The 18,676-nt window shown below is 59.6% G+C and carries 18 protein-coding genes and 3 pseudogenes; 13 read left to right on the top strand and 8 right to left on the bottom strand.

Features of this window, described 5'->3' with window-relative positions; all coding sequences use genetic code 11:
• Positions 1-77: 77 nt before the first annotated feature.
• Positions 78-608 carry a GFA family protein gene (locus FSO04_RS41380; RefSeq protein WP_154567161.1) on the bottom strand — a complete coding sequence of 177 codons (531 nt, stop codon included), beginning with the start codon at positions 606-608 and terminating at the stop codon, positions 78-80.
• Positions 609-792: 184 nt separating this feature from the next.
• Between FSO04_RS41380 and FSO04_RS41375 the strand changes: the two genes are divergently transcribed.
• The 4 genes and pseudogenes from FSO04_RS41375 to FSO04_RS48915 form a co-directional block, all read left to right on the top strand.
• Positions 793-1,686, top strand: coding sequence for a LysR family transcriptional regulator (locus tag FSO04_RS41375; RefSeq protein WP_154567160.1), 894 nt, complete (start codon positions 793-795; stop codon positions 1,684-1,686).
• Between the two features lie 112 nt (positions 1,687-1,798).
• Positions 1,799-2,548 carry an SDR family NAD(P)-dependent oxidoreductase gene (locus tag FSO04_RS41370; RefSeq protein ID WP_154567159.1) on the top strand — a complete coding sequence of 250 codons (750 nt, stop codon included), beginning with the start codon at positions 1,799-1,801 and terminating at the stop codon, positions 2,546-2,548.
• Between the two features lie 125 nt (positions 2,549-2,673).
• The gene (locus tag FSO04_RS41365; RefSeq protein ID WP_154567158.1) at positions 2,674-3,042 is read left to right on the top strand and encodes a VOC family protein; all 369 of its coding nucleotides are present in this window, start codon (positions 2,674-2,676) and stop codon (positions 3,040-3,042) included.
• Positions 3,043-3,246: 204 nt separating this feature from the next.
• A pseudogene (locus FSO04_RS48915) lies at positions 3,247-3,468 on the top strand (winged helix-turn-helix transcriptional regulator); the annotation flags it as partial.
• Positions 3,469-3,585: 117 nt separating this feature from the next.
• Here the strand turns inward: FSO04_RS48915 and FSO04_RS41355 are convergent.
• Positions 3,586-4,224, bottom strand: coding sequence for a dihydrofolate reductase family protein (locus FSO04_RS41355; protein ID WP_154567156.1), 639 nt, complete (start codon positions 4,222-4,224; stop codon positions 3,586-3,588).
• 338 nt (positions 4,225-4,562) lie between these two features.
• Here FSO04_RS41355 and FSO04_RS41350 point away from each other — a divergent pair, with 338 nt between their 5' ends.
• Entirely contained in the window at positions 4,563-5,219 is a 657-nt protein-coding gene (locus FSO04_RS41350; protein WP_154567163.1) for a glutathione S-transferase family protein, read from the top strand.
• 208 nt (positions 5,220-5,427) lie between these two features.
• On the opposite strand, the gene FSO04_RS41345 is transcribed toward FSO04_RS41350, so the two are convergent.
• Positions 5,428-6,339 carry an AraC family transcriptional regulator gene (locus tag FSO04_RS41345; RefSeq protein ID WP_154567155.1) on the bottom strand — a complete coding sequence of 304 codons (912 nt, stop codon included), beginning with the start codon at positions 6,337-6,339 and terminating at the stop codon, positions 5,428-5,430.
• 111 nt (positions 6,340-6,450) lie between these two features.
• On the opposite strand from FSO04_RS41345, the gene FSO04_RS41340 reads away from it, so the two are divergent.
• The gene (locus tag FSO04_RS41340) at positions 6,451-6,816 is read left to right on the top strand and encodes a nuclear transport factor 2 family protein (protein ID WP_154567154.1); all 366 of its coding nucleotides are present in this window, start codon (positions 6,451-6,453) and stop codon (positions 6,814-6,816) included.
• Between the two features lie 8 nt (positions 6,817-6,824).
• On the top strand, positions 6,825-7,055 hold the full coding sequence (locus FSO04_RS41335) for an alpha/beta fold hydrolase (RefSeq protein ID WP_154567153.1): 231 nt from the start codon (positions 6,825-6,827) through the stop codon (positions 7,053-7,055).
• 13 nt (positions 7,056-7,068) lie between these two features.
• On the opposite strand, the gene FSO04_RS41330 is transcribed toward FSO04_RS41335, so the two are convergent.
• Positions 7,069-7,962 (bottom strand): LysR family transcriptional regulator, encoded by an 894-nt coding sequence (locus FSO04_RS41330; RefSeq protein WP_154567152.1) that lies wholly within the window; start codon positions 7,960-7,962, stop codon positions 7,069-7,071.
• A gap of 115 nt (positions 7,963-8,077) precedes the next feature.
• Between FSO04_RS41330 and FSO04_RS41325 the strand changes: the two genes are divergently transcribed.
• A complete protein-coding gene (locus FSO04_RS41325) occupies positions 8,078-8,908 on the top strand; it encodes an SDR family oxidoreductase (RefSeq protein ID WP_154567151.1) in 831 nt (276 codons plus the stop codon).
• Here FSO04_RS41325 and FSO04_RS41320 read toward each other — a convergent pair.
• On the bottom strand, positions 8,905-9,636 hold the full coding sequence (locus FSO04_RS41320) for a GntR family transcriptional regulator (protein WP_154567150.1): 732 nt from the start codon (positions 9,634-9,636) through the stop codon (positions 8,905-8,907). The genes FSO04_RS41325 and FSO04_RS41320 overlap by 4 nt on opposite strands.
• Before the next feature lie 160 nt (positions 9,637-9,796).
• Here FSO04_RS41320 and FSO04_RS41315 point away from each other — a divergent pair, with 160 nt between their 5' ends.
• Both FSO04_RS41315 and FSO04_RS41310 read left to right on the top strand, forming a co-directional pair.
• Positions 9,797-11,167, top strand: a complete 1,371-nt coding sequence (locus FSO04_RS41315) for a class-II fumarase/aspartase family protein (RefSeq protein ID WP_154567149.1) — start codon at positions 9,797-9,799, stop codon at positions 11,165-11,167.
• 26 nt (positions 11,168-11,193) lie between these two features.
• On the top strand, positions 11,194-12,609 hold the full coding sequence (locus FSO04_RS41310) for a cation:dicarboxylate symporter family transporter (protein ID WP_154567148.1): 1,416 nt from the start codon (positions 11,194-11,196) through the stop codon (positions 12,607-12,609).
• Here FSO04_RS41310 and FSO04_RS48005 read toward each other — a convergent pair.
• Positions 12,586-12,791: pseudogene (locus FSO04_RS48005) on the bottom strand (transcriptional regulator); the annotation flags it as partial. The gene FSO04_RS41310 and the pseudogene FSO04_RS48005 overlap by 24 nt on opposite strands.
• A 295-nt stretch (positions 12,792-13,086) precedes the next feature.
• Positions 13,087-14,124, bottom strand: a complete 1,038-nt coding sequence (locus FSO04_RS41305) for an HAF repeat-containing protein (RefSeq protein WP_166618366.1) — start codon at positions 14,122-14,124, stop codon at positions 13,087-13,089.
• 507 nt (positions 14,125-14,631) lie between these two features.
• Here FSO04_RS41305 and FSO04_RS41300 point away from each other — a divergent pair.
• A pseudogene (locus tag FSO04_RS41300) lies at positions 14,632-14,925 on the top strand (GntR family transcriptional regulator); the annotation flags it as partial.
• Between the two features lie 244 nt (positions 14,926-15,169).
• On the opposite strand, the gene FSO04_RS41295 reads toward FSO04_RS41300, so the two are convergent.
• The gene (locus FSO04_RS41295) at positions 15,170-16,171 is read right to left on the bottom strand and encodes an AraC family transcriptional regulator (protein WP_154567147.1); all 1,002 of its coding nucleotides are present in this window, start codon (positions 16,169-16,171) and stop codon (positions 15,170-15,172) included.
• Positions 16,172-16,418: 247 nt separating this feature from the next.
• On the opposite strand from FSO04_RS41295, the gene FSO04_RS41290 reads away from it, so the two are divergent.
• Positions 16,419-17,474 carry a beta-keto acid cleavage family enzyme gene (locus tag FSO04_RS41290; RefSeq protein ID WP_154567146.1) on the top strand — a complete coding sequence of 352 codons (1,056 nt, stop codon included), beginning with the start codon at positions 16,419-16,421 and terminating at the stop codon, positions 17,472-17,474.
• A 142-nt stretch (positions 17,475-17,616) separates the two neighbouring features.
• Positions 17,617-18,676: MFS transporter (locus FSO04_RS41285; RefSeq protein ID WP_154567145.1), on the top strand; the 1,060-nt coding region annotated here is incomplete at its 3' end.

Genomic DNA, 18,676 nt, shown 5'->3' with positions numbered 1-18,676 from the left:
GTCGTAGTGCGCGAGTGTTGATGGAGGGGTGGGTGAGGGTGCCGGGGGAATGAGTCCAATGGCATCGAACAATCGCGCTACGGCAAAGCGCCGACCGGCCTGCTGAACAGCATGAACGGCCAGACGGCCAGGATCCGGACCATCATTGCGGGAGGGTATCCGGGATGGCTGGGCAAGCCGTCTTCGGCCTCCACTTCCGAGCGTTTGAATCGGGTGCAGATCCGCATTTCCACCGGCGGCGCATCCGCTCCGAAAGGGGGGCGGAACGCTGACACCCAGGGCCGCTTGTCGTCAAAGGCCATGTACATCGGTGTTGCGCAGCAACTTGCGATCATCCGTCTGGTCTTCGAGGGGGCGGTCAGCCTCATCGCCTGGAGTCGGTCTGCGCCCCGCGTGCAGGCAATGCGATCGCGGCGGAACACCATGAACTCCGTGCCGCCGTCGACGCTGGACGCTCGCCCTGAATTGGCGGATGCGGCGAGACGTTGGGCTGCGGTCTGGCAGTCGTCGCAGTAGCACGCATTGACCATAATGGGCTGACCCCAGGCGCTGATCTCGACCGCGCCACATTGGCAATGCGCCAGGTGTGATGGATTTTTTGTGGCCATAGGCTCCACTCAGTGAGGTTTGACTATCTCACACGCCGAGCTTTCCCAAGGTAACTACCTCATGCTTCGTCACAAGAGCCGCAAAACGGCCCGGAGAGGCCCCCTCAATTCCGGAATAGATTTGCCCATGATCATGCATGATCTATTCCTTAGTAAGATAGCCCATTCCCCGTAGGAGGATCGGATGGATCGGCTCGAAGGCATCAAGATATTCGTGCGCGTCGTAGAAAGCGGGAGCTTTTCAGCGGTTGCGCGTGAGCTTGGGACAGGGCAGCCGGCGATCAGCAAACAGGTTGCCGCGCTCGAAGAACATCTCGGTGCGCAGCTTCTTATGCGCACCTCCCGCAGCCTGAGCCTGACCGAGGCCGGGCGCGACTTCTACGAATCTGCGGTACGACTCATCAGCGATCTCGAGGCAGCGGAATCCCGCATCGGTTCGGGACAGGTCTCGCCGTCCGGCGTGGTGCGTGTCAGCGCCGCGCCCGCCTTCTCTCGACTCTATGTCGTGCCGCAACTCCCTGCGTTCCGCGTTCGCTATCCCAAGGTCGTTGTCGAGTCGCTCGTCTCCGAGCGGACGATCAATCTCGTTGACGAGGGCGTCGACCTCGCCATTCGCAATGGCGCCCTTGCGGACTCGAGCCTTATCGCACGCAAGATCAGCGAGTTCGCCCTCGTCGCCGTAGCGTCTGCGGACTATCTGGAACGCAGAGGAGTGCCGAAGCGACCGAGCGATCTCGACCGCCACGACGGCGTGTTTTTTGTCTCACGGGATGGACCGCGACCCTGGACCTTCGCCAGCCGCGCTGGGGTGGTATCCCATCAGGCGGCGGCATCGTTTCGCACCAATGATGGCGAAGAGCAACGCGCCGCGGTCCTTGCCGGCCTCGGTATCACCCAGGCGCCATACTGGCTTTTTGCGGCCGACATACGCGCCGGAACCGTGCGGCGAATCCTGCGCGATTGTGAGCCGGCCAGAATTCCGATCAGTGCCGTGCGACCCGCGTCCCGCAGTCTGCCCAGCAAAGTCGCCGTGTTTGTTGACTTTCTGGCTGAGCTGCTCGCCGAAATGGACGACTGATCCATTCCTCAATGGGATCGATGCTATCCAAAATTAACGTCTAGTCCGCGCCTGGTGGAATTGATAGATTTGCATCACCGACAAACGAGGTGTTCAAACGAGGTGATGCATCATGAAACGGCTCGACAATAAGGTTGCGATAGTGACAGGCGCTTCAAAAGGAATCGGAGCGGGCATTGCAAAAGCCTTCGGCGCGGAAGGCGCGGTGGTGATCGTGAATTACGTGCGCGATCAAGCGGGCGCGGAACGGGTGGTGCGTGAGATCACCGGCAAAGGCGGGCGAGCTATCGCCGTGCAAGGCGACGTGGCGCAGAGGTCCGACGCGCAACGCCTCGTCGCGGAGGCGAAAAATACCTTCGGCCGTCTGGATGTGCTCGTGAACAACGCGGGCGTCTTCTCGTTTGCACCCTTCGAGCAGTTCAGCGAGCAGGAGTTTCACCGTCAGTTCAACACGAATGTGCTTGGCACGTTCCTCATGATCGAAGCCGCTTTGCCGGCCTTCGGTGCGGAAGGCGGCAGCATTATCAACATCGGATCGACGGAGAGTGTCGCTGCCGACCCGACCCTTTCGATCTACGTGGCGTCAAAGAGCGCTGTCGATGGCTTGACGCGCGTGCTCTCAAAAGAGTTCGGCCCCAAGAAAATCCGCGTTAACGCTCTCAGTCCCGGTGGAACCGAAACGGAGGGTGCGCAAGCGGCAGGCGTCATGGGAGCGGAGTTTAAGAAGCAGATAATCGCCAGTACTCCGCTGGGCCGCGTCGGCCAACCCGAGGACATCGCACGTGTGGCCGTATTTCTTGCCTCGGATGATGCGGGCTGGCTCACGGGAGAAATCATCTTCGCGAACGGCGGCAACAAGTAAAACGCCTTCTTGGTTAATAACGCGGGCTACGGCCCAAGGGTCTTCATTGGAATTTCGGTAATCGATTAACAAAGTAGGAGAACGATCGTGTCCGCATACATTGTCTTCACTAGAAGAGGAAAGCCATGATTGACCATATTTATCTCCCCGTCTCTGACCTGGAACGGTCGAGCGAATTTTACAAGAAGCTGCTTGAGCCGCTTGGCATCGACATGCCCTACAAATTCGATCAACTGCACGGTTTCGCGATCAATAGCAATCCGGGTTTCTGGCTGAAGAATGGCGAAGTCGCCAAAGACCTTTACGTCGCATTCACCGCCAGGAGCGCGGACGCTGTCAGGGCCAGCTACAAGGCGGCGATAGACGCGGGAGCTACTTCAAAGAAGGAACCGAGCCTTCGGCCCGAATGGCGTGCCGACTACTTCGCGGCGAACATCGGCGATCCGGACGGATACAACATCGAGATTGCCTATAAGCCTTGGCTCTACAAATAAAAGGTAAGAGATCTATGATCCCGTCATCGCGGCAATCTACAAGCAGCAGATGAGATAGACCGCGATACTGGAATTACCTTCGCTGATATTGCGTTTCGTCGCGGCCAAAGGTCCCGACAAGAACCGCCAACGAACATCGATCCTGCGAGGATTCTTTGGTGCTCTGAGCAGTCTTGATCGCAGCTAAGGCAAGACAGCGAATTCCTGATCCTGCGCGAGTTGAGAATGGGGAATGACCGCTTCGACGGCATTCAGGCACAGACCGGAATGTCGCCCAACCTGCTTACCCAGCGCCTCAAAACAATGGAGGACAACGGGCTCATCGATCGTCGGGTCTATCAGGAGCGACCCAGGCGGCACGCCTACTGCATCACTGACAAGGCGCGTGAGCTTGACGGAATGATGCTGACCCTTCGTTTGTGGGGAATGCGGCACTGCGGGCTGGACCCGCCGGCTTTCCAGACGTGGAAAGCCGGTGCCCTACGAGGTCTGGCGCGTTTGAGGAAAATCGGACCGTCCGCGCAACCGATTGTCAGGCAGCCCTCACTGACGCACATAGCGCAAGTGTGTGGCGGCTGGACCATCAAGAACCCTGTCAATGCGAAACTGCGGCCCTGGCTCGCCCAGGTTCTCGAAGAGACGCCGCCCACCGCCGAACAACACGGGTGACAAGGCGATTTCCAGCTCGTCAACGACACCCATGGTCAGGTATTGCTGGATCACATCGGCTCCACCCGCGATACGAATATCACGACTGCCTGCGGATTCCCGAGCCAGCTCAAGGGCACGCTCCGGCCCGTCATTGATGAAGTGGAAGATCGTCCCACCCGGGCGCACCCAGGGTTCGCGTTTCTCGTGCGTAAGAACGTATACCGGTGTGTGAAACGGAGCCTCCTCCGGCCATGCGCGCTCGCCTTGCTCGAACATTCGCTTGCCCATAATGTTGGCGCCGATGCGCTCCGTGGTGCTGCGAAGCAGGTCATTGACCGGGCCGGTCTCTCCCCCTGGTCCGAGCTTGAGGTTCTGGCGGAAGTACTGTTGATTGAAGATCCAGGCCATCAGCGCACCCCACTTGGCGCCCCAGTTCTTGTACTCAGGCGTGTCCCAATTCTCCATGGTCATTCCTTCCGGTGCCATGTAGCCATCGAGGCTAAGTCCAATGTTGACGAATACCTTACTCATGATTCTCCTCTCGCATGTTCGGATGTCGGCCTAACTTTGATATAGGGCGGCGGTTTTGCGCCCTAATTTCGACGACTGCCGGTTGACTCCGCAGCTAGAACTAGAGATATAGTGAATTAGATTAGATAGCTGCGTCATTTTTGACTTCTGCCAAGTCCATTAAATGAAATGCATAAAGCAGCATATCGGAGAATGGTCTGCGATTGGGGCGTCTAATAAAATTAGTTCAGCGATGTCGATTTAGCCCAATCTCGAACGTCGAGTAGGTGAGCGCTGGAGTTGCGTATCCGGCACTCAACGAGACATCCAGCAAAGGAGAAATCACCGTGCCCCCTCCACTGACCCCCGTTATCACCGTCTTTGAACGGTCGCCCGATCGCGGCAAAGGACTGGCGCGTGACATGCGTGTTCGCTGGGCGCTTGAAGAAGTCGGCCAGGCTTACGAGGTTCGTCTTGTTTCGTTCGGTGCAGTGAAGGAACCCGTGCATCGAGCGCTTCATCCTTTTGGGCAAATCCCGACCTATGAAGAAGGCACGCTTGTCCTGTTCGAGTCGGGGGCGATCGTGTTCCATATCGCAGAGCGCCACGCAGGCCTGCTGCCTGACGATGCGCATGCCCGGGCACGCGCGATCGCATGGATGTTTGCCGCGCTCAACACGGTTGAGCCGCCGATCCTCGATCTCCAGACCACCAAATTCATGGAGCGGGACAAGACCTGGTACGAGCAGCGCCTGCCTATCGTCGAGGATCGCATCCGTGACCGGCTGGGCGAACTGTCCGATCGCCTTGGCAACGCCGACTGGCTCGATGGTGCGTTCAGCGCGGGCGACCTGATTATGGTGTCGGTGCTACTGAGGTTGAAAGCATCGGGGCTGCTGGACGAATATCCGAACCTCTCCGCCTATGTCGCCCGCGGCGAAGCGCGGCCCGCCTACAAACGTGCTTTCGCAGCTCAATTGGCGGTTTTCGTCGCTAGCCAGTCACCGATCGCCTGATGAAGGTCAGCTCCAGGCTCAACGCCATCATCGGGCTTCGCCACGGCCCGCGCTGATACTTCGCGTTTATTGCGTCGTGGACACGCATTTCCACTGCACATCGATCCCTGCGAAGTTGAATGATGATCATGTAGTCGACCTCCTCGCCGCGAATATGCGGGTTCGGCGTCGGACCGGAATCGGCCGATTCTGTTTGCAAGGACTTCCCTCAGCGACAATCGAGTCTCGCGCGCCGATACTGAATCGGCGCGACGCCACGAGTCGATTTGAAGGCGCGGCTGAAGGAAAATTCTGACTCGTATCCAACGCGCGCGGCGATATCGCGAAGTCGCAGATCGGTCTGCTCGAGCAGTTGAGCGGCAATCCCCATGCGCCAGCGCGTTAGATAGCTGTGCGGTGGTTCACCTACTGAATTGCTGAAGTTGCGGGCGAACGCAGCGCGCGACAAACCAGCTTCTTTGGCGAGATCCTCCAGTGTCCACGCACGTTCGGGTGCTTCGTGTATGCGCGCGAGAACCCGTGTGATGTGCGGCGAACGCAGCGCCGAAAACCAGTCGTTTGTTGCCGGAGATGCAGCGTCGGCCCAATCGCGCATGAAGTAGACGAACAAGGACGAGAGCAGGTTACGAACCACGATCTGATTCCCGAAGTTCGGCGTCTCCACTTCGTTACGAAGCATCCGCAACGTGTCGCATAGCGGTGAACATCCAGGTTCCATTCCAGCGTGGAGCGACACGGCTTGTGGTAGCGCCCGCAGAGCGGGAAGCGCCAAGTGCTGATCTATGTCGAACTGGCCACAAATCAGCGTGGTGGCCTTTGGGTCGCGGTCGACGACACCATCACGCATAGCCAGGAACGTTTCCAGCGGCATGGCTTTGCCTCGCCCAGAATGCGCCACTTCATGCGCACTGCCACGCGGGAACAAGACTAGTTCACCAGCCTGCAATTCCATCGTTTTCGTCTCGGGTTGGCGCACGAAAGCACGCCCTTCCGCCACGAAGTGGAACACCACGGCGTTGCGAGGTTGCACCTCGAACCCCCATGGGCCTGCCACGCGTGTGCGCACCAGCACCAAGCCGTCGGCACGGACTGCTTTCAACCAACCGTTCAACGCATTCATGTCCGTATCCTAGCAGAATGAGACGAATTGCTATGTTTTAGCACCATATAGGTATGGATCATCTTCCAAAGAACGCTTCCAATGAGGGTTACAAAACACGGAGGCGAAATCATGAACAGGGATCACGTCCTACAAGTGCTTGACACTATCTACGAGAAGATCTTCAACAAGGGCCAGGCGAACCTGTATCCGGATTTCGTGAGCGGGCCATATATTCAGCACAATCCGCTTTTTCCAGATGGGCTCGATGGCATCTTGGGCTACATCAAGCAGGCCGGGCGCATTCCATGCGAGGTTAAACGCATTGCGATAGATGGCGATCTTGCTTTTGTGCACGTGCGCTACCTGGAATGGGCCGGTCAGGAAACTGCGGGTGTCGACATTTTCCGCTTCGATGCCGACGGCAAGATATTGGAGCATTGGGACGTATTGCAGCCGGTACCCGCCTCTTCCAGGAACGCCAACACAATGTTCTAGGAAATCACATGCCTCCTTTATCACTCGGTCCGATCGACGACGCCGACCTTGTCGCGACGCTGCCAGGTTTCACGAACGCTTACGCCGAAGTCAACGGTATCAGCTACGACTTCCTCGCCGCTTTCCTTGGCACGGCTGCCCCTGACGCGACAGTGTTAAAGCTACCCAATACCGGGCACTGGATTCCAGATGAGCAACCGGAAGAAACCGTGCGGCATCTCAATAAATTCTTCGGATGAACATTCACACGCGCTAGTGATTGACCTCTCTCAGCACGTCTATGAACGCCCGCAGACCAGCAGGTACGTGGCGATGCCCGGGATAGTACAGGCAGAGCCCCGGGATGAACGGGCACCAATCTTCCAGCACGGCAACCAACCGGCCGTCGTCCAGCCAGTCGCGGGCCGTGGACTCCGGTACATACGCGAGGCCCAAACCATCGGATGCGGCCTCGACCATCAGACCGTTGTGATCCAGCGTGAGCACGCCGGGAACATCGATTGCCACCTCCTGCCCGTGCTTGCGGAACTCCCAGCGATAGCGTTTGCCGCTCGGCAGACGTTGGCGAATGCAGTCGTGGCTACGAAGGTCGTCGGGCGTGATGAGTGGTGTTCGACCGGCGAGATACAAAGGCGCTGCAACGACTACGAAGCGAAGATCACCGCTGATGCGCACCGCCACCATATCGCGCGGAATCGACTCGCCAAGCCGTACTCCGGCATCGAAACCTTGCTCGACGATATCGACGAGCCGTCCCTCTGCAACCAGATCGAGCGCCATGCCGGGAAAGCGCTTCAGGAAACGCAGCACCACCGTTTTCAATAACAGTCGCGCCGCACTCTCATTGGCATTGATCCTGAGCGTGCCGCTCGGATTGCCGCGCGCATCGGCGACGGCATCCAGTGCTTCGTCGAGATCGCGGAGCACGGGTGCAAGCCGAGCGAGCAATGCTTCGCCGGCTTCTGTCGGCGACACGCTGCGCGTCGTGCGGTTGAGCAGGCGTACGCCCAATTCGCGCTCCAAGGCGAGCATGGCGTGACTTAGCGAGGAGCGCGAAACGCCGAGTGCATCGGCGGCACGGCGGAAACTCCGATGCGTTGCGACAGCGGAAAACGCGGTGAGATCGGCAAGTGTCGGCTTGGTCATTGGTGGCGAATTTTCACGGGGTCATACGTACTATAGAGACTTCTCTGACCAATGACGGGTACCTAGACTGGTGATCAGGCAATGCCATTCCATCCACCCTGTGAAGAGACACATCATGATGAAGACCTGGTTTATCACCGGCACGTCGTCAGGCCTCGGCCGGCTACTCGCGGAGCGCCTGCTGCAACGCGGCGATCGGGTCGTCGCGACGCTGCGGCACGAAGGGGCGCTCGATGAGCTGAAACAACAGTACGACGACCGGTTGCATGTGCTGACACTCGATGTCACCGACATCCGCGAGGTGCACACGAATATCTCCGCCGCATTCGAAGCGATGGGCCGCATCGATGTGGTCGTGAACAACGCGGGCTACGGGCTATTCGGCGCGGCCGAGGAAGTGACCGATGAACAGATTGAGCGGCAGATTGCCACCAATCTCACAGGATCGATTCAGGTCATCCGCGCGGCGCTGCCTCACCTGCGCCGCCAGGGCGGCGGCCGGATCGTTCAGGTCTCGTCCGAAGGTGGACAGATCGCTTATCCGAATTTCAGCCTCTATCACGCTACGAAATGGGGCATCGAAGGTTTCGTCGAGTCAGTAGCGAAGGAGGTGGGGCCATTCGGCATCGACTTCGTGATCGTGGAGCCGGGGCCGACAAGCACGCAGTTCGGTGCCGGTCTCGATCACGCGGTGCCGATGCCCGAGTACGACGATACTCCGGCGGGCGACGTCAGGCGGGCAATCGCGTCCAACAGCTTTGCAATTCGGGGCGATGCCGGCAAGACGGTCACCGCAATGATCGTCGCGGCGGACCTGGCACATCCGCCGTTACGCCTGACGCTTGGCGGCGGTGCCTACGACTCGATCAGGGCTGCGTTGGCTGAGCGCCTGAGTGTGCTCGAAGCACAGAAGGACATAGCGTTTTCAGTCGACTCGATAAGCTAAGCGTCGGAGCGCTTCAGTCGCATCGAAACCGAGAAGCGTTCGGCCGGATGGACGCTAATCGACACCTCGAAGGTTTCCCCCGCGGAGTCGAGATAGCGCCGCACAATCTCAAGTGCCGCAGTCCCCTTCTTGACTTTCAGCCTTTCCGCCATCTCCTGCGAAATCAGAGCGGCGTGCACGTCCTGCTGGATCTCCGCGATGCAGCGACCATAGCGCGCTTCGATTAACGAACTGATCAGCGTATCCGGTTGAGCTCGCGCAGCCTCTGCGACTTCCGTATAAGCCGGGTCGATATACACGTCGGTCCAACCGACTGGCGGACTCTCTCTGTCGCCGTCGATGCGCAGGCTCGACACGCGCAGCCATCGCTCACCGTCGACACATTTCAGCGTCTTGGCGAGCTTGCCGCTTGCGATGATCTCCTCCGTCGATTGCACGAGACGCAAGTGCTCTGAGCCGAACTGCACGAGATCGTCCACCGATGCGAGCGACGGCCGAAACTCGTTTTTCGGCTGCGCCGATTCGACGCGCGTTCCCGCGTTCTTGCGCCGCGACACGAACCCCAACTGCTGCAATTCATGCAGTGCTGCGCGAACCGTATGCCGGCTCGTCTGATAGTGGTCGCGCAGTTCAAGTTCGGTGGGCAGATACGAGCCCACCGGATAGCGGCCGGACGCAATGCCCTGAGTCAGGTCGCGGGCGATATCGGCGAAGTGCGGTCTGTTCATTTTTCGGTGGCGATGCAGTCGATTTATCAGAGGCCAGGGTAAATCATAGCTTGTTCAACATGTCCGGACATATTAATTTGTTTATGTCCGGACATATCGGTGATTTTTGCGATTGCCCCGGCCCTTTTAAACCGGTTTCCTGCACTTCCAAGAGGTCGTCATGACGAGTCGCACTATCCCTATGGCCAGCACCGTGGTCGATTCAATTCTGTTTCGTGACGCCTTCGGCACGGCGAAGATGCGTGCGCTGTTCTCCGATTACGCGCTCGTGCAGCGCTATATCGACGTGGAAGTGGCGTTGGCCAAGGCTGAAGCGCGCGTCGGCGTGATTCCGGCCGACGCGGCGGAAGTGATCGCCCGTCAATCGACGATCGAGCGGATCGATTTCGATCACATGCGCGAGGAGACAGACATTGTGGGTTATCCGATTCTGCCGCTCGTTCACCAGCTCGTCGGCATGTGCGGCGAAGCGGGGCGCTACGTCCATTGGGGCGCGACGACACAAGACATCATGGATACGGCGGTCTCGCTGCAGGTGCGCGATGCGCTCGATGTGATCGACAGCGACATACGCGAACTGCGCACGATTCTGGTCGATCTTGCAAAGAAACACCGCGATACGCCAATGGCGGGCCGCACGCACTTGCAGCAGGCGTTGCCCGTCACGTTTGGCTACAAGGTCGCGATCTGGCTGGCGATGTTCGACCGGCATCAGCAACGCCTCGCCGAACTGCGTCCGAGGGTGGCCGTTGTCGAATTCGCGGGGGCCGCGGGCACGCTGGCCTCGCTCAGCGACAAAGGTTTCGAGGTTCAGAAGGCGCTCGCCGATGAACTGAAGCTCGGCGTCCCCGCAACCACGTGGCACGTGGCGCGCGATGGTTTCGCCGAAGCGGTCAACCTGCTCGCACTCGTGACCGGCTCACTCGGCAAGATCGCGCTCGACATCATGATCATGGCATCGACGGAATTCGCTGAAGTGTACGAGCCATTCGTCAAGGGGCGTGGAGCGAGCAGCACCATGCCGCAAAAGCGCAATCCGATTTCCAGCGAACTAATGCTTGCCGCGGCGAAAGCGGTGCGTCAGCACGCGGGTCTTATGGTCGACGCGATGATCCAGGATTTCGAGCGCGCCACGGGCCCGTGGCACGCGGAATGGATTGCGATTCCCGAGAGCTTCATCCTTTCGGCTGGTGCGCTGCATCAGGCGAAGTTCGCGCTCGGGGGATTGATCGTCGACACCGAACGCATGAAACACAACCTGGGCATCACCAGAGGATTGATCGTCGCGGAGGCGGTCATGATGGGAATGGCACCGTTCACCGGCCGCCAACAGGCACACGATATCGTCTACGACGCTTGCCGTACCGTGAACGAGAAAGGCGGCACGCTTGCCGAAGCGCTAGCGGCCCTGCCCGAAGTCACCACGCATTTCGACCGCCCGGCGATCGATCGCATGACCGATCCAGCCAACTATCTCGGCCTCGCGCCGCACATGGTTGATCGCGCCGTCGAATTGTCCAGCGGCATCTGAGTGAAAGGCGTGGAGGAGCACACATCATGAACAACGATATCGCATCAAACGAAACGCCGGACGTTCCGCCACTCAGAAGACTTCCGTGGTACCGCAAGCTGGGCATGCAGGTTCTGGTCGGGCTGATTCTCGGGATTGCCGTCGGTCTGATTTTCCCGAAGGTGGGTGGGCAGCTTAAGGTACTGGGCGACATCTTCCTGTCGCTTATCAAGGCCGGTGTTGCGCCGCTGGTGTTTCTCACCATCGTGCACGGCATCGCGTCGGCTGGTGACGTCAAGAGCGCGGGCCGCGTGGGATGGCGCTCGATCGTCTATTTCGAAGTGGTGTCGACCATTGCCTTGATAGTCGGCCTGCTGGCGGGCAACCTGCTGCAAACCGGAAAAGGCATGACGGCCGTCGCCGTCGGAGCGGCACCGCCGGTGGTTGCAAAGATGGAGTCACAAGGCTTCGTCGCGTTTGTCATGCACATCGTGCCGGACAACTTTATCGGCGCCTTCGTGAAGGGAGAATTGCTGCAGGTGGTGGTGCTGGCCGTGATGGTCGGTATCGGGATACTCGCGATTCCCGAACGCCGCCGAGTCAGGATCAACGAGGGACTCGATCTTGTTTCCGAAGTCCTGTTCTCGTTCATCAACCTGGTGATGAAGCTGGCGCCGCTCGGCACCTTCGGCGCCGTCGCTTATTCGGTGGGTAGCAACGGTACTGCTGTGCTGATTGCGCTTGCCCAGCTCGTTTTCAGTTTCTATGCGGTCGTGATCCTGTTCATCGCCGTGGTCATGGGAATCATCGCGAAGCTGGCAGGTTTTAGTCTGTGGCGCTTCCTGCGCTATATCAAGGACGAGATCTTCATCGTGCTGGGCACTGCGTCGTCCGAGAGCGCGCTGCCGCGTCTTCTGATCAAACTCGAGCGGCTTGGCTGCGCGAAGCAGACTGTCGGGCTCGTGCTGCCGACGGGTTATGCATTCAACCTTGACGGGACGTCCCTGTTCATGTCGATGGGCGTGCTGTTCATTGCTCACGCGTATGGCGTGCCAATTACGCTGCAGCATCAGGTGGGTCTACTTCTGTTGATGCTGTTGACCTCCAAGGGTGCCGCCACGGTGTCGGGCGGATCGTTTGTGGTGTTTGCTGCGACGGTGGCGTCGACCGGCATTCTGCCTGTCGAAGGGGTCGCGGTGATTTTCGGTGTCTACCGTTTCATGTCAATGGCGATTGCCACCTGCAACACGATCGGTAACAGCCTTGCTACGGTCGTGATTGCAAAGTGGTCGCATACGTTCGATGCGCAGGTTGCCGAGCGTCATTTCTATCCGGAGCGTTACCCGGCCACCGCGCATGCCGACGAAAGTCTTGCTGACGGTAACTTGCGCCCCGAGGACACGAGTGACGCGAATCCGCACCCGAGCGGCATTCCTATGAAAAGTGCAGGCACTGCGCGATGATCTGTGCCGCCTGGCCTCCGGCGCCCCGAGTCGGCCAGCAGCAAGGTCGTCTGATACAAGCGCAGTCGGTCCCATCGCGATGCCTATGCCGTCGTTGGCAGCCTGCAACGTCAGATAGAAGTGATCGAAGGTGAGGGTGCAGCCGGCCGGAGTGCGGAAATCTGTGCCCTCGCCAGCCAGTCCGAGGTTTGGGCTACGGTCAGGCCGGATGGTATCGGTCGCTGTCCGGCCAACTACGATCGCTGGCACCAACTTCCGCGCGGACATTCGAACGGCAGCTTCGCCCGGAAAACGGACCGTCGCACTTCCACGGCAACTGCCGCGTCGTCAGCCAAAGCATGCCGCCTGGATGCGAAAAGTAAGTGGCGGCCACTGACCGCTCCACACACAGCACGTCAGGGCGCAAGCGCTGCGAGACCACGCGCTATGCTCGTCCCGCAATTTCAACATGATTTGTGAACCACTAGAGACCGGCAGTCATTTTTCTCGTGTCCAAAGGATAGCGTGCGACGTGGAGTTACCCGCGATCTGGCCGCTCTCGGTGATCCCGACACCTTCGCTGAAGTTGTCCCCGGGGAGCGTGCCCAGGTCGGTCATCGCCCCGTGTTCAAACAGAAACGCGTGCGGCAAGTACGGGTTGGTTCCGGCATCCGATTCGCCGACCACTTGGCCGCGATTGTTGATCCCAAAAGCGTTACTGTCGTTGCGACCGGGGAGCGTGCCCAGGTCAGTCATCACCCCGTTTTCAAACAGAAAGCCGTGCACGTCCCCGCTTGCGGTAGACGATATGCCGATCACCTGGCCGCGATTGTTGATCGCCTGAGCATGGCTGCTGCCGTTACTACCCTGGAGCGTGCCCAGGTCAGTCATCACCCCGTGTTCATACAGAAAGGCGTGCGCGTACCCACCTGCGATGGACGAATAGCCGACCACCTGGCCGCGATTGTTGATCCCCAAAGCTCCGCTATCGCTGCCACCGGGGAGCGTGCCCAAGTCGGTCACCACGCCGTTTTCAAACAGAGCAGCGTGAACGTACCCGCGTAGGTTGGACGCTAAACCAACCGCCTGGCCGCGCTCGTTGATCCCGGCAGCTCCGCTGACGTCGCCGCCGGGGAGCGTACCCAGGTCGGTCATCACCCCGTGTTCGAACAGAAAGGCGTGCGAGTTCCCGCGTGCGGTGCTGGAGGAACCGACCACCTGGCCTCGATTGTTGACCGCGAAAGCTGTGCTATCGCTGCCACCGGGGAACGTACCCAGGTCTGTCACCCCCCCTTTTTCAAACAGACAAGCGTGCGTGTTCCCGCCCGCGGTGATCGAATAGCCGACCACCTGGCCGCGCTCGTTGATCCCGAGAGCGTTGCTGTAGTTAAAGCCACCGGGGAGCGCGCCGAGATCCCTGATGATGAAACTTTGGCCTGCGGCAGGCTGGAATGCAGCGACCGCGATCAGAGTGAAAACAATCAGGGCGCGGCGAACATAGCGCACATTGCCAATCACCTTGCATGCGGATTGCATAGTGATCCCCTTTCCTGGAATAAAACCTGGATCGCGATAGATTCATATGCGGCACAACGGGGCACACCTTGCGTCTCGATATAGGCGCAGATCGAAATAAAGTCGAGTCTTTTGCAAATAAAAATCTGCTATATATGCCGTTCGCGCATCTGTATCAGGATAAATTGCGCTGGCTTGCATCGGAAAGCGGCCATGGTTAGTTCGGATTGCTGATCGGCACAACCAAGACGTTAGAGCTGATCCACCATGGGTCGCCGTGATCAATGACGAGATAGCCTGTTATCCGCTTCCCGTGTTGGAGATTAGAATAGGTATGCAGATAGAAGTTACGGACCACTCTAGTCTATGGAGTGCCTTTTTTCAACTTATTAAAGAGCGAGTCAAATTAATGACAATGCAAAATTGCGATGACTTGCCTTTGCTCGATAGCGGGTTAAACGATCGCTCGGGTTTGAGCGGTCGACTCGCTGGACCCATCTCCCAATTCCGGTTCCGACGACGTCGCAGATGAGTCCTCGATTTGCGCGGGTTGCAATGTTTGTGCGCACTCGCGGCATGGCTGCTGAGATCGGCGCGCGCCTGCGCGTGATGATCGATGAAGGCGAGTTGCCGTCGGGTGCCAGGATCGACGAAAAGGAACTGTGCGTCACCTTCGACGTATCGAAAACGCCTTCGCGGGAGGCGCTGAAGGTGCTCGTCTCCGAAGGATTGGTCACGCATCGCCAGTACATTGGCTATCGGGTGGCGCCGATTGATCTCGCCGATCTCAACGCAACGTTCGAACTGCTGCATGGACTCGAGACGAGTTATTAGCCGTTCGCGACCAGTGAAGGTTTATCCGTCTTGGCTCGCGCACCAGACGCTCGTGGGTGATGAACACGACTGTCTGGGTCGACAGGCCTCGTCGCACTATCTGCGCCGGACGAGTCGACTATTGAGCGGCGGATGTCTGCGCCGGTTTCCAGGCGATTTGTGGTGGCGAGCTTTCGGTGATTTAACGACTGGCTTCCGACCGAAGCCTTCGAAGGCCCAAGGCGCAGCGCGATCATTTCAAATGGCTGTTGCGCCAGTCACGCGGCGTCACGCCAAAGCGTGCATTAAACCAGTTCGTGAAGGAACCCTGCTGTGAATAGCCTAGCAGTGCGGAGACCCGCCCGATGGGATAGCGTGGGTTGCTCATATAGCGCACGGCAAGTTCGCCCCTGACTTCCTCGACCAGACGCGAGAAGCTGGTATGCGCCAGTTCAAGTTGGCGCTGCATGGTGCGAACGCTCAGACATAAATGGCGGGCAACCCGCTCGACGGTGGCCTGCTCGAGGGGCAGCAACAAGTAGATCGCCTTGCGCACTTCCAGCGCGGTCGAATCGACACCCGTCACGTTGAGTGAATCCGCGAGGCTCTCGGCATATCGCACCAGTTCCGGGTCAGCGGCGGGATTCGGGTAGTCGAGATCGGCGGCTGCGCACACGAAGCCGTTGAAATCGCTGCCGAACTCCAACGGACAGCCGAAGAACCGTCGATGAAACGTCAGGTCTTTCGGTCCCTGATGCACAAAATGGACGGAGCGTGGTTTCCAGTGATCACCAAGCAGGGCGCTGGAGTGGCGCCAGAGGACACCGACCGCGAGTTCGATCGCCTGATTCGTTGGGGTGCCCGGTTCGACGACCAGTTCTTCCCGGATTGTGACCGTTTCGCCCGCGTCCTCGACGTACACCGCCAGGGCTTCGTTTAGCAGATGCCGGTATTCGGCTGTGGCCAGCAACACCTCGCGCAGCGTGCGTTTGTGCGCGAGCAGGACATTGACCACACCGGTACCGAACTTCTGCCGGGTCTCGGCCATTTGCAGCGCGAAAGTTGGGCATGACGCTTTTTCGGCCGTAAGTTCCAGCAGCCGGCACGCGGCGGCTGCCTGAATGCGATCGTCCGGATTCGCAAGCGCCGAGGTATCGATCCCGACCTGCTGCGCAAGCTCGACCGGGTTCAGTCCGACCCGCCGCGTCACATCGAAGTAGCCGTTCATGGCTACCGAGCTCAGCATCGATTCCATCGTTATGCCTCCGCACGCATCTTACGGGCAGCGCCTTACCGTCCGGTAATGCAAATGCCTCCCGCGCGCACATACTGGTGTTAACGCGCAGTGGCATGAAATCCTAAAAGGATGGCGCCCAATCACAAAAGTGTAATGCAGGATTGCCGTATCGTGCGATCTCAACGGTTCATCATGTTCCGACCAGTTTTGATGCGGCCAGCCGTGTCGCGAGCGTCGGAATACCGTCCCCCTATTGGAGAACACGATGCAATTCCTCGACGATTCGCTGCACCCCGAGAACCAGGACAAGGTTGTCATCACGACCGCTCCGTACGGCCCGGAATGGATGCCCGAGGATTTCCCGGAAGACATTCCGGTGACGATGGAGGAGCAGATCCAGAAGGCCGTCGATTGCTACAACGCCGGCGCGACCGTCCTGCACCTGCACGTGCGTGAACTGGATGGCAAGGGCTCCAAGCGCCTGTCGAAATTCAACGAACTCATCGCGGGTGTGCGCGCGGCCGTGCCGGACATGATCATCCAGGTGGGCGGTTCGATCTCGTTCGCACCGGAAGACGACGGCCAGGCCGCGAAGTGGCTGTCCGACGACACGCGTCACATGCTGGCCGATCTCGACCCGAAGCCCGATCAGGTGACGGTCGCGATCAACACCACGCAGATGAACATCATGGAGTTGCTCTATCCGGAATACCTGGAAGGCACGTCGCTGGCCAATCCTGCGCTCATGGCAGCCTACAGCGAAATGACGGTGCCCGCGGGTCCGGCCTGGGTCGAGGAACACCTGCGCCGCCTGCAGGCATCGGGCATCCAGCCGCACTTCCAGCTCACCGGTATCCATGCGCTCGAAACGCTCGACCGCCTGGTGCGCAAGGGCGTCTACAAGGGGCCGTTGAACCTGACGTGGATCGGCATCGGCGGCGGCTTTGACGGTCCGAACCCGCACAACTTCTTCAACTTCGTCCACCGTGCGCCGGACGGTGGCACGGTCACGGCCGAGTCGTTGCTGAAGAACGTCCTGCCGTTCAACATGATGGCGATGGCCATGGGCCTGCACCCGCGCTGCGGCATCGAAGACACGATCATCGACCAGCACGGCAACCGCATGACCTCGGTGCAACAGATCGAGCAGTGCGTGCGCGTGGCCCGCGAACTGGGCCGCGAGATCGCAAGCGGCAAGGAAGCGCGCGAGATCTACAAGATCGGCGTGCAGTACGAGACGGTCGACGAGACACTCGCGGCCAACGGCATGGCACCGAACCGGAAGGCAGGCGTTAAGAACCTGCCGCTGCGCGCGGCGTAAGAGATTGGAGCGCGGCTGACGCCGGTTTTCAAAGGTAGGGCTCTCCGGTAGGCAGGGGAGGGTTGCACGGTATCCATAAAGGCCCCTTTGCGCTGGAAGGCAAAGGCGGTCGCCAACGAGCTGGACACGAAGGAGACGACTCATGTTCACGCATGCTGAGCCCACGACGGCCGATGTTTCGACGACGCAAAAAGACGTGCGCGCGTATGCGTGGGTGGTATTTGCCCTGACGGTGGGGTTGCTGCTCTCCGACTACATGTCGCGGCAGGTGTTGAATGCGGTGTTCCCGATGCTCAAGGCCGCATGGAACCTTTCCGACACCCGGCTGGGTTCGCTGAGCAGTGTGGTCGCGCTGATGGTCGGCGTGCTCACCTTTCCGCTGTCGGTGCTCGCCGACCGCTGGGGCCGCGTGAAGAGCATTGTCCTGATGGCGGCGATGTGGAGTCTCGCGACGCTCGGCTGTGCGCTCTCGACGAACTATAACGAAATGCTGCTCGCGCGCGCCTTCGTCGGTATTGGTGAAGCCGCCTATGGCAGTGTCGGCATCGCGGTTGTGCTCAGCATCTTTCCGGCACGGCTGCGCTCCACGCTCACCGCCGCGTTCATGGCCGGAGGGGCGTTCGGTTCAGTGCTGGGCATGGCGCTCGGGGGTACGGTCGCGGCTCACCTGGGCTGGCGCGCGGCGTTCGGCGCAATGGCGGCCCTGGGGATCGTGCTGCTGATTCTCTACCGGTTTGCCGTCACCGAAAAACAGCTGGCGCGGCTTCAGCCTGCAAGTGTGAGCAGGCAAGCGCAGGGCCACGGTGTGCGCATGAGCTTTCGCACGCTGATGAAAGGGCTCTTTTCGACGAAGTCAGTCGTGTGCGCCTACGTCGGCAGCGGTATCCATCTGCTGGTCCCAGCAGCCGTATGGGCATGGATGCCCAGCTTCCTGAACCGCTACTACGGCATGTCCACAGGCAAAGCGGCAATGAGCGCGGCAGTGTTCGTGCTGGCGACCGCGTTCGGCATGGTGGTGTGCGGAGTGCTGACCGACCGGCTCAGCAAGCATGAGCGGGAAAGGAAGTGGAGCACCGCCGTCGCCTTCTGCCTGATCTGCTTCGTGTTGCTTACGATCGGTTTCCGGATGCCGGCGGGTCCGGCACAGCTCGTCGTGATTGGCGCCGGCATGTTCTTCAGCGCAGGCGCGACCGGCCCCTCGG

It is taken from the genome of Paraburkholderia madseniana (assembly GCF_009690905.1).
In the GTDB taxonomy this organism is placed as follows: Bacteria; Pseudomonadota; Gammaproteobacteria; order Burkholderiales; family Burkholderiaceae; genus Paraburkholderia; species Paraburkholderia madseniana.
This window is presented reverse-complemented; position numbering and strand designations above follow the sequence as displayed.

What these genes read in the sequence shown, in the direction of transcription:
- FSO04_RS41380 (WP_154567161.1), bottom strand. Translation starts at nt 608, where the DNA reads ATGGCCACAAAAAATCCATCACACCTGGCGCATTGCCAATGTGGCGCG.
- FSO04_RS41375 (WP_154567160.1), top strand. Translation starts at nt 793, where the DNA reads ATGGATCGGCTCGAAGGCATCAAGATATTCGTGCGCGTCGTAGAAAGC.
- FSO04_RS41370 (WP_154567159.1), top strand. Translation starts at nt 1,799, where the DNA reads ATGAAACGGCTCGACAATAAGGTTGCGATAGTGACAGGCGCTTCAAAA.
- FSO04_RS41365 (WP_154567158.1), top strand. Translation starts at nt 2,674, where the DNA reads ATGATTGACCATATTTATCTCCCCGTCTCTGACCTGGAACGGTCGAGC.
- FSO04_RS41355 (WP_154567156.1), bottom strand. Translation starts at nt 4,224, where the DNA reads ATGAGTAAGGTATTCGTCAACATTGGACTTAGCCTCGATGGCTACATG.
- FSO04_RS41345 (WP_154567155.1), bottom strand. Translation starts at nt 6,339, where the DNA reads ATGAATGCGTTGAACGGTTGGTTGAAAGCAGTCCGTGCCGACGGCTTG.
- FSO04_RS41340 (WP_154567154.1), top strand. Translation starts at nt 6,451, where the DNA reads ATGAACAGGGATCACGTCCTACAAGTGCTTGACACTATCTACGAGAAG.
- FSO04_RS41335 (WP_154567153.1), top strand. Translation starts at nt 6,825, where the DNA reads ATGCCTCCTTTATCACTCGGTCCGATCGACGACGCCGACCTTGTCGCG.
- FSO04_RS41330 (WP_154567152.1), bottom strand. Translation starts at nt 7,962, where the DNA reads ATGACCAAGCCGACACTTGCCGATCTCACCGCGTTTTCCGCTGTCGCA.
- FSO04_RS41325 (WP_154567151.1), top strand. Translation starts at nt 8,078, where the DNA reads ATGATGAAGACCTGGTTTATCACCGGCACGTCGTCAGGCCTCGGCCGG.
- FSO04_RS41320 (WP_154567150.1), bottom strand. Translation starts at nt 9,636, where the DNA reads ATGAACAGACCGCACTTCGCCGATATCGCCCGCGACCTGACTCAGGGC.
- FSO04_RS41315 (WP_154567149.1), top strand. Translation starts at nt 9,797, where the DNA reads ATGACGAGTCGCACTATCCCTATGGCCAGCACCGTGGTCGATTCAATT.
- FSO04_RS41310 (WP_154567148.1), top strand. Translation starts at nt 11,194, where the DNA reads ATGAACAACGATATCGCATCAAACGAAACGCCGGACGTTCCGCCACTC.
- FSO04_RS41305 (WP_166618366.1), bottom strand. Translation starts at nt 14,124, where the DNA reads ATGCAATCCGCATGCAAGGTGATTGGCAATGTGCGCTATGTTCGCCGC.
- FSO04_RS41295 (WP_154567147.1), bottom strand. Translation starts at nt 16,171, where the DNA reads ATGGAATCGATGCTGAGCTCGGTAGCCATGAACGGCTACTTCGATGTG.
- FSO04_RS41290 (WP_154567146.1), top strand. Translation starts at nt 16,419, where the DNA reads ATGCAATTCCTCGACGATTCGCTGCACCCCGAGAACCAGGACAAGGTT.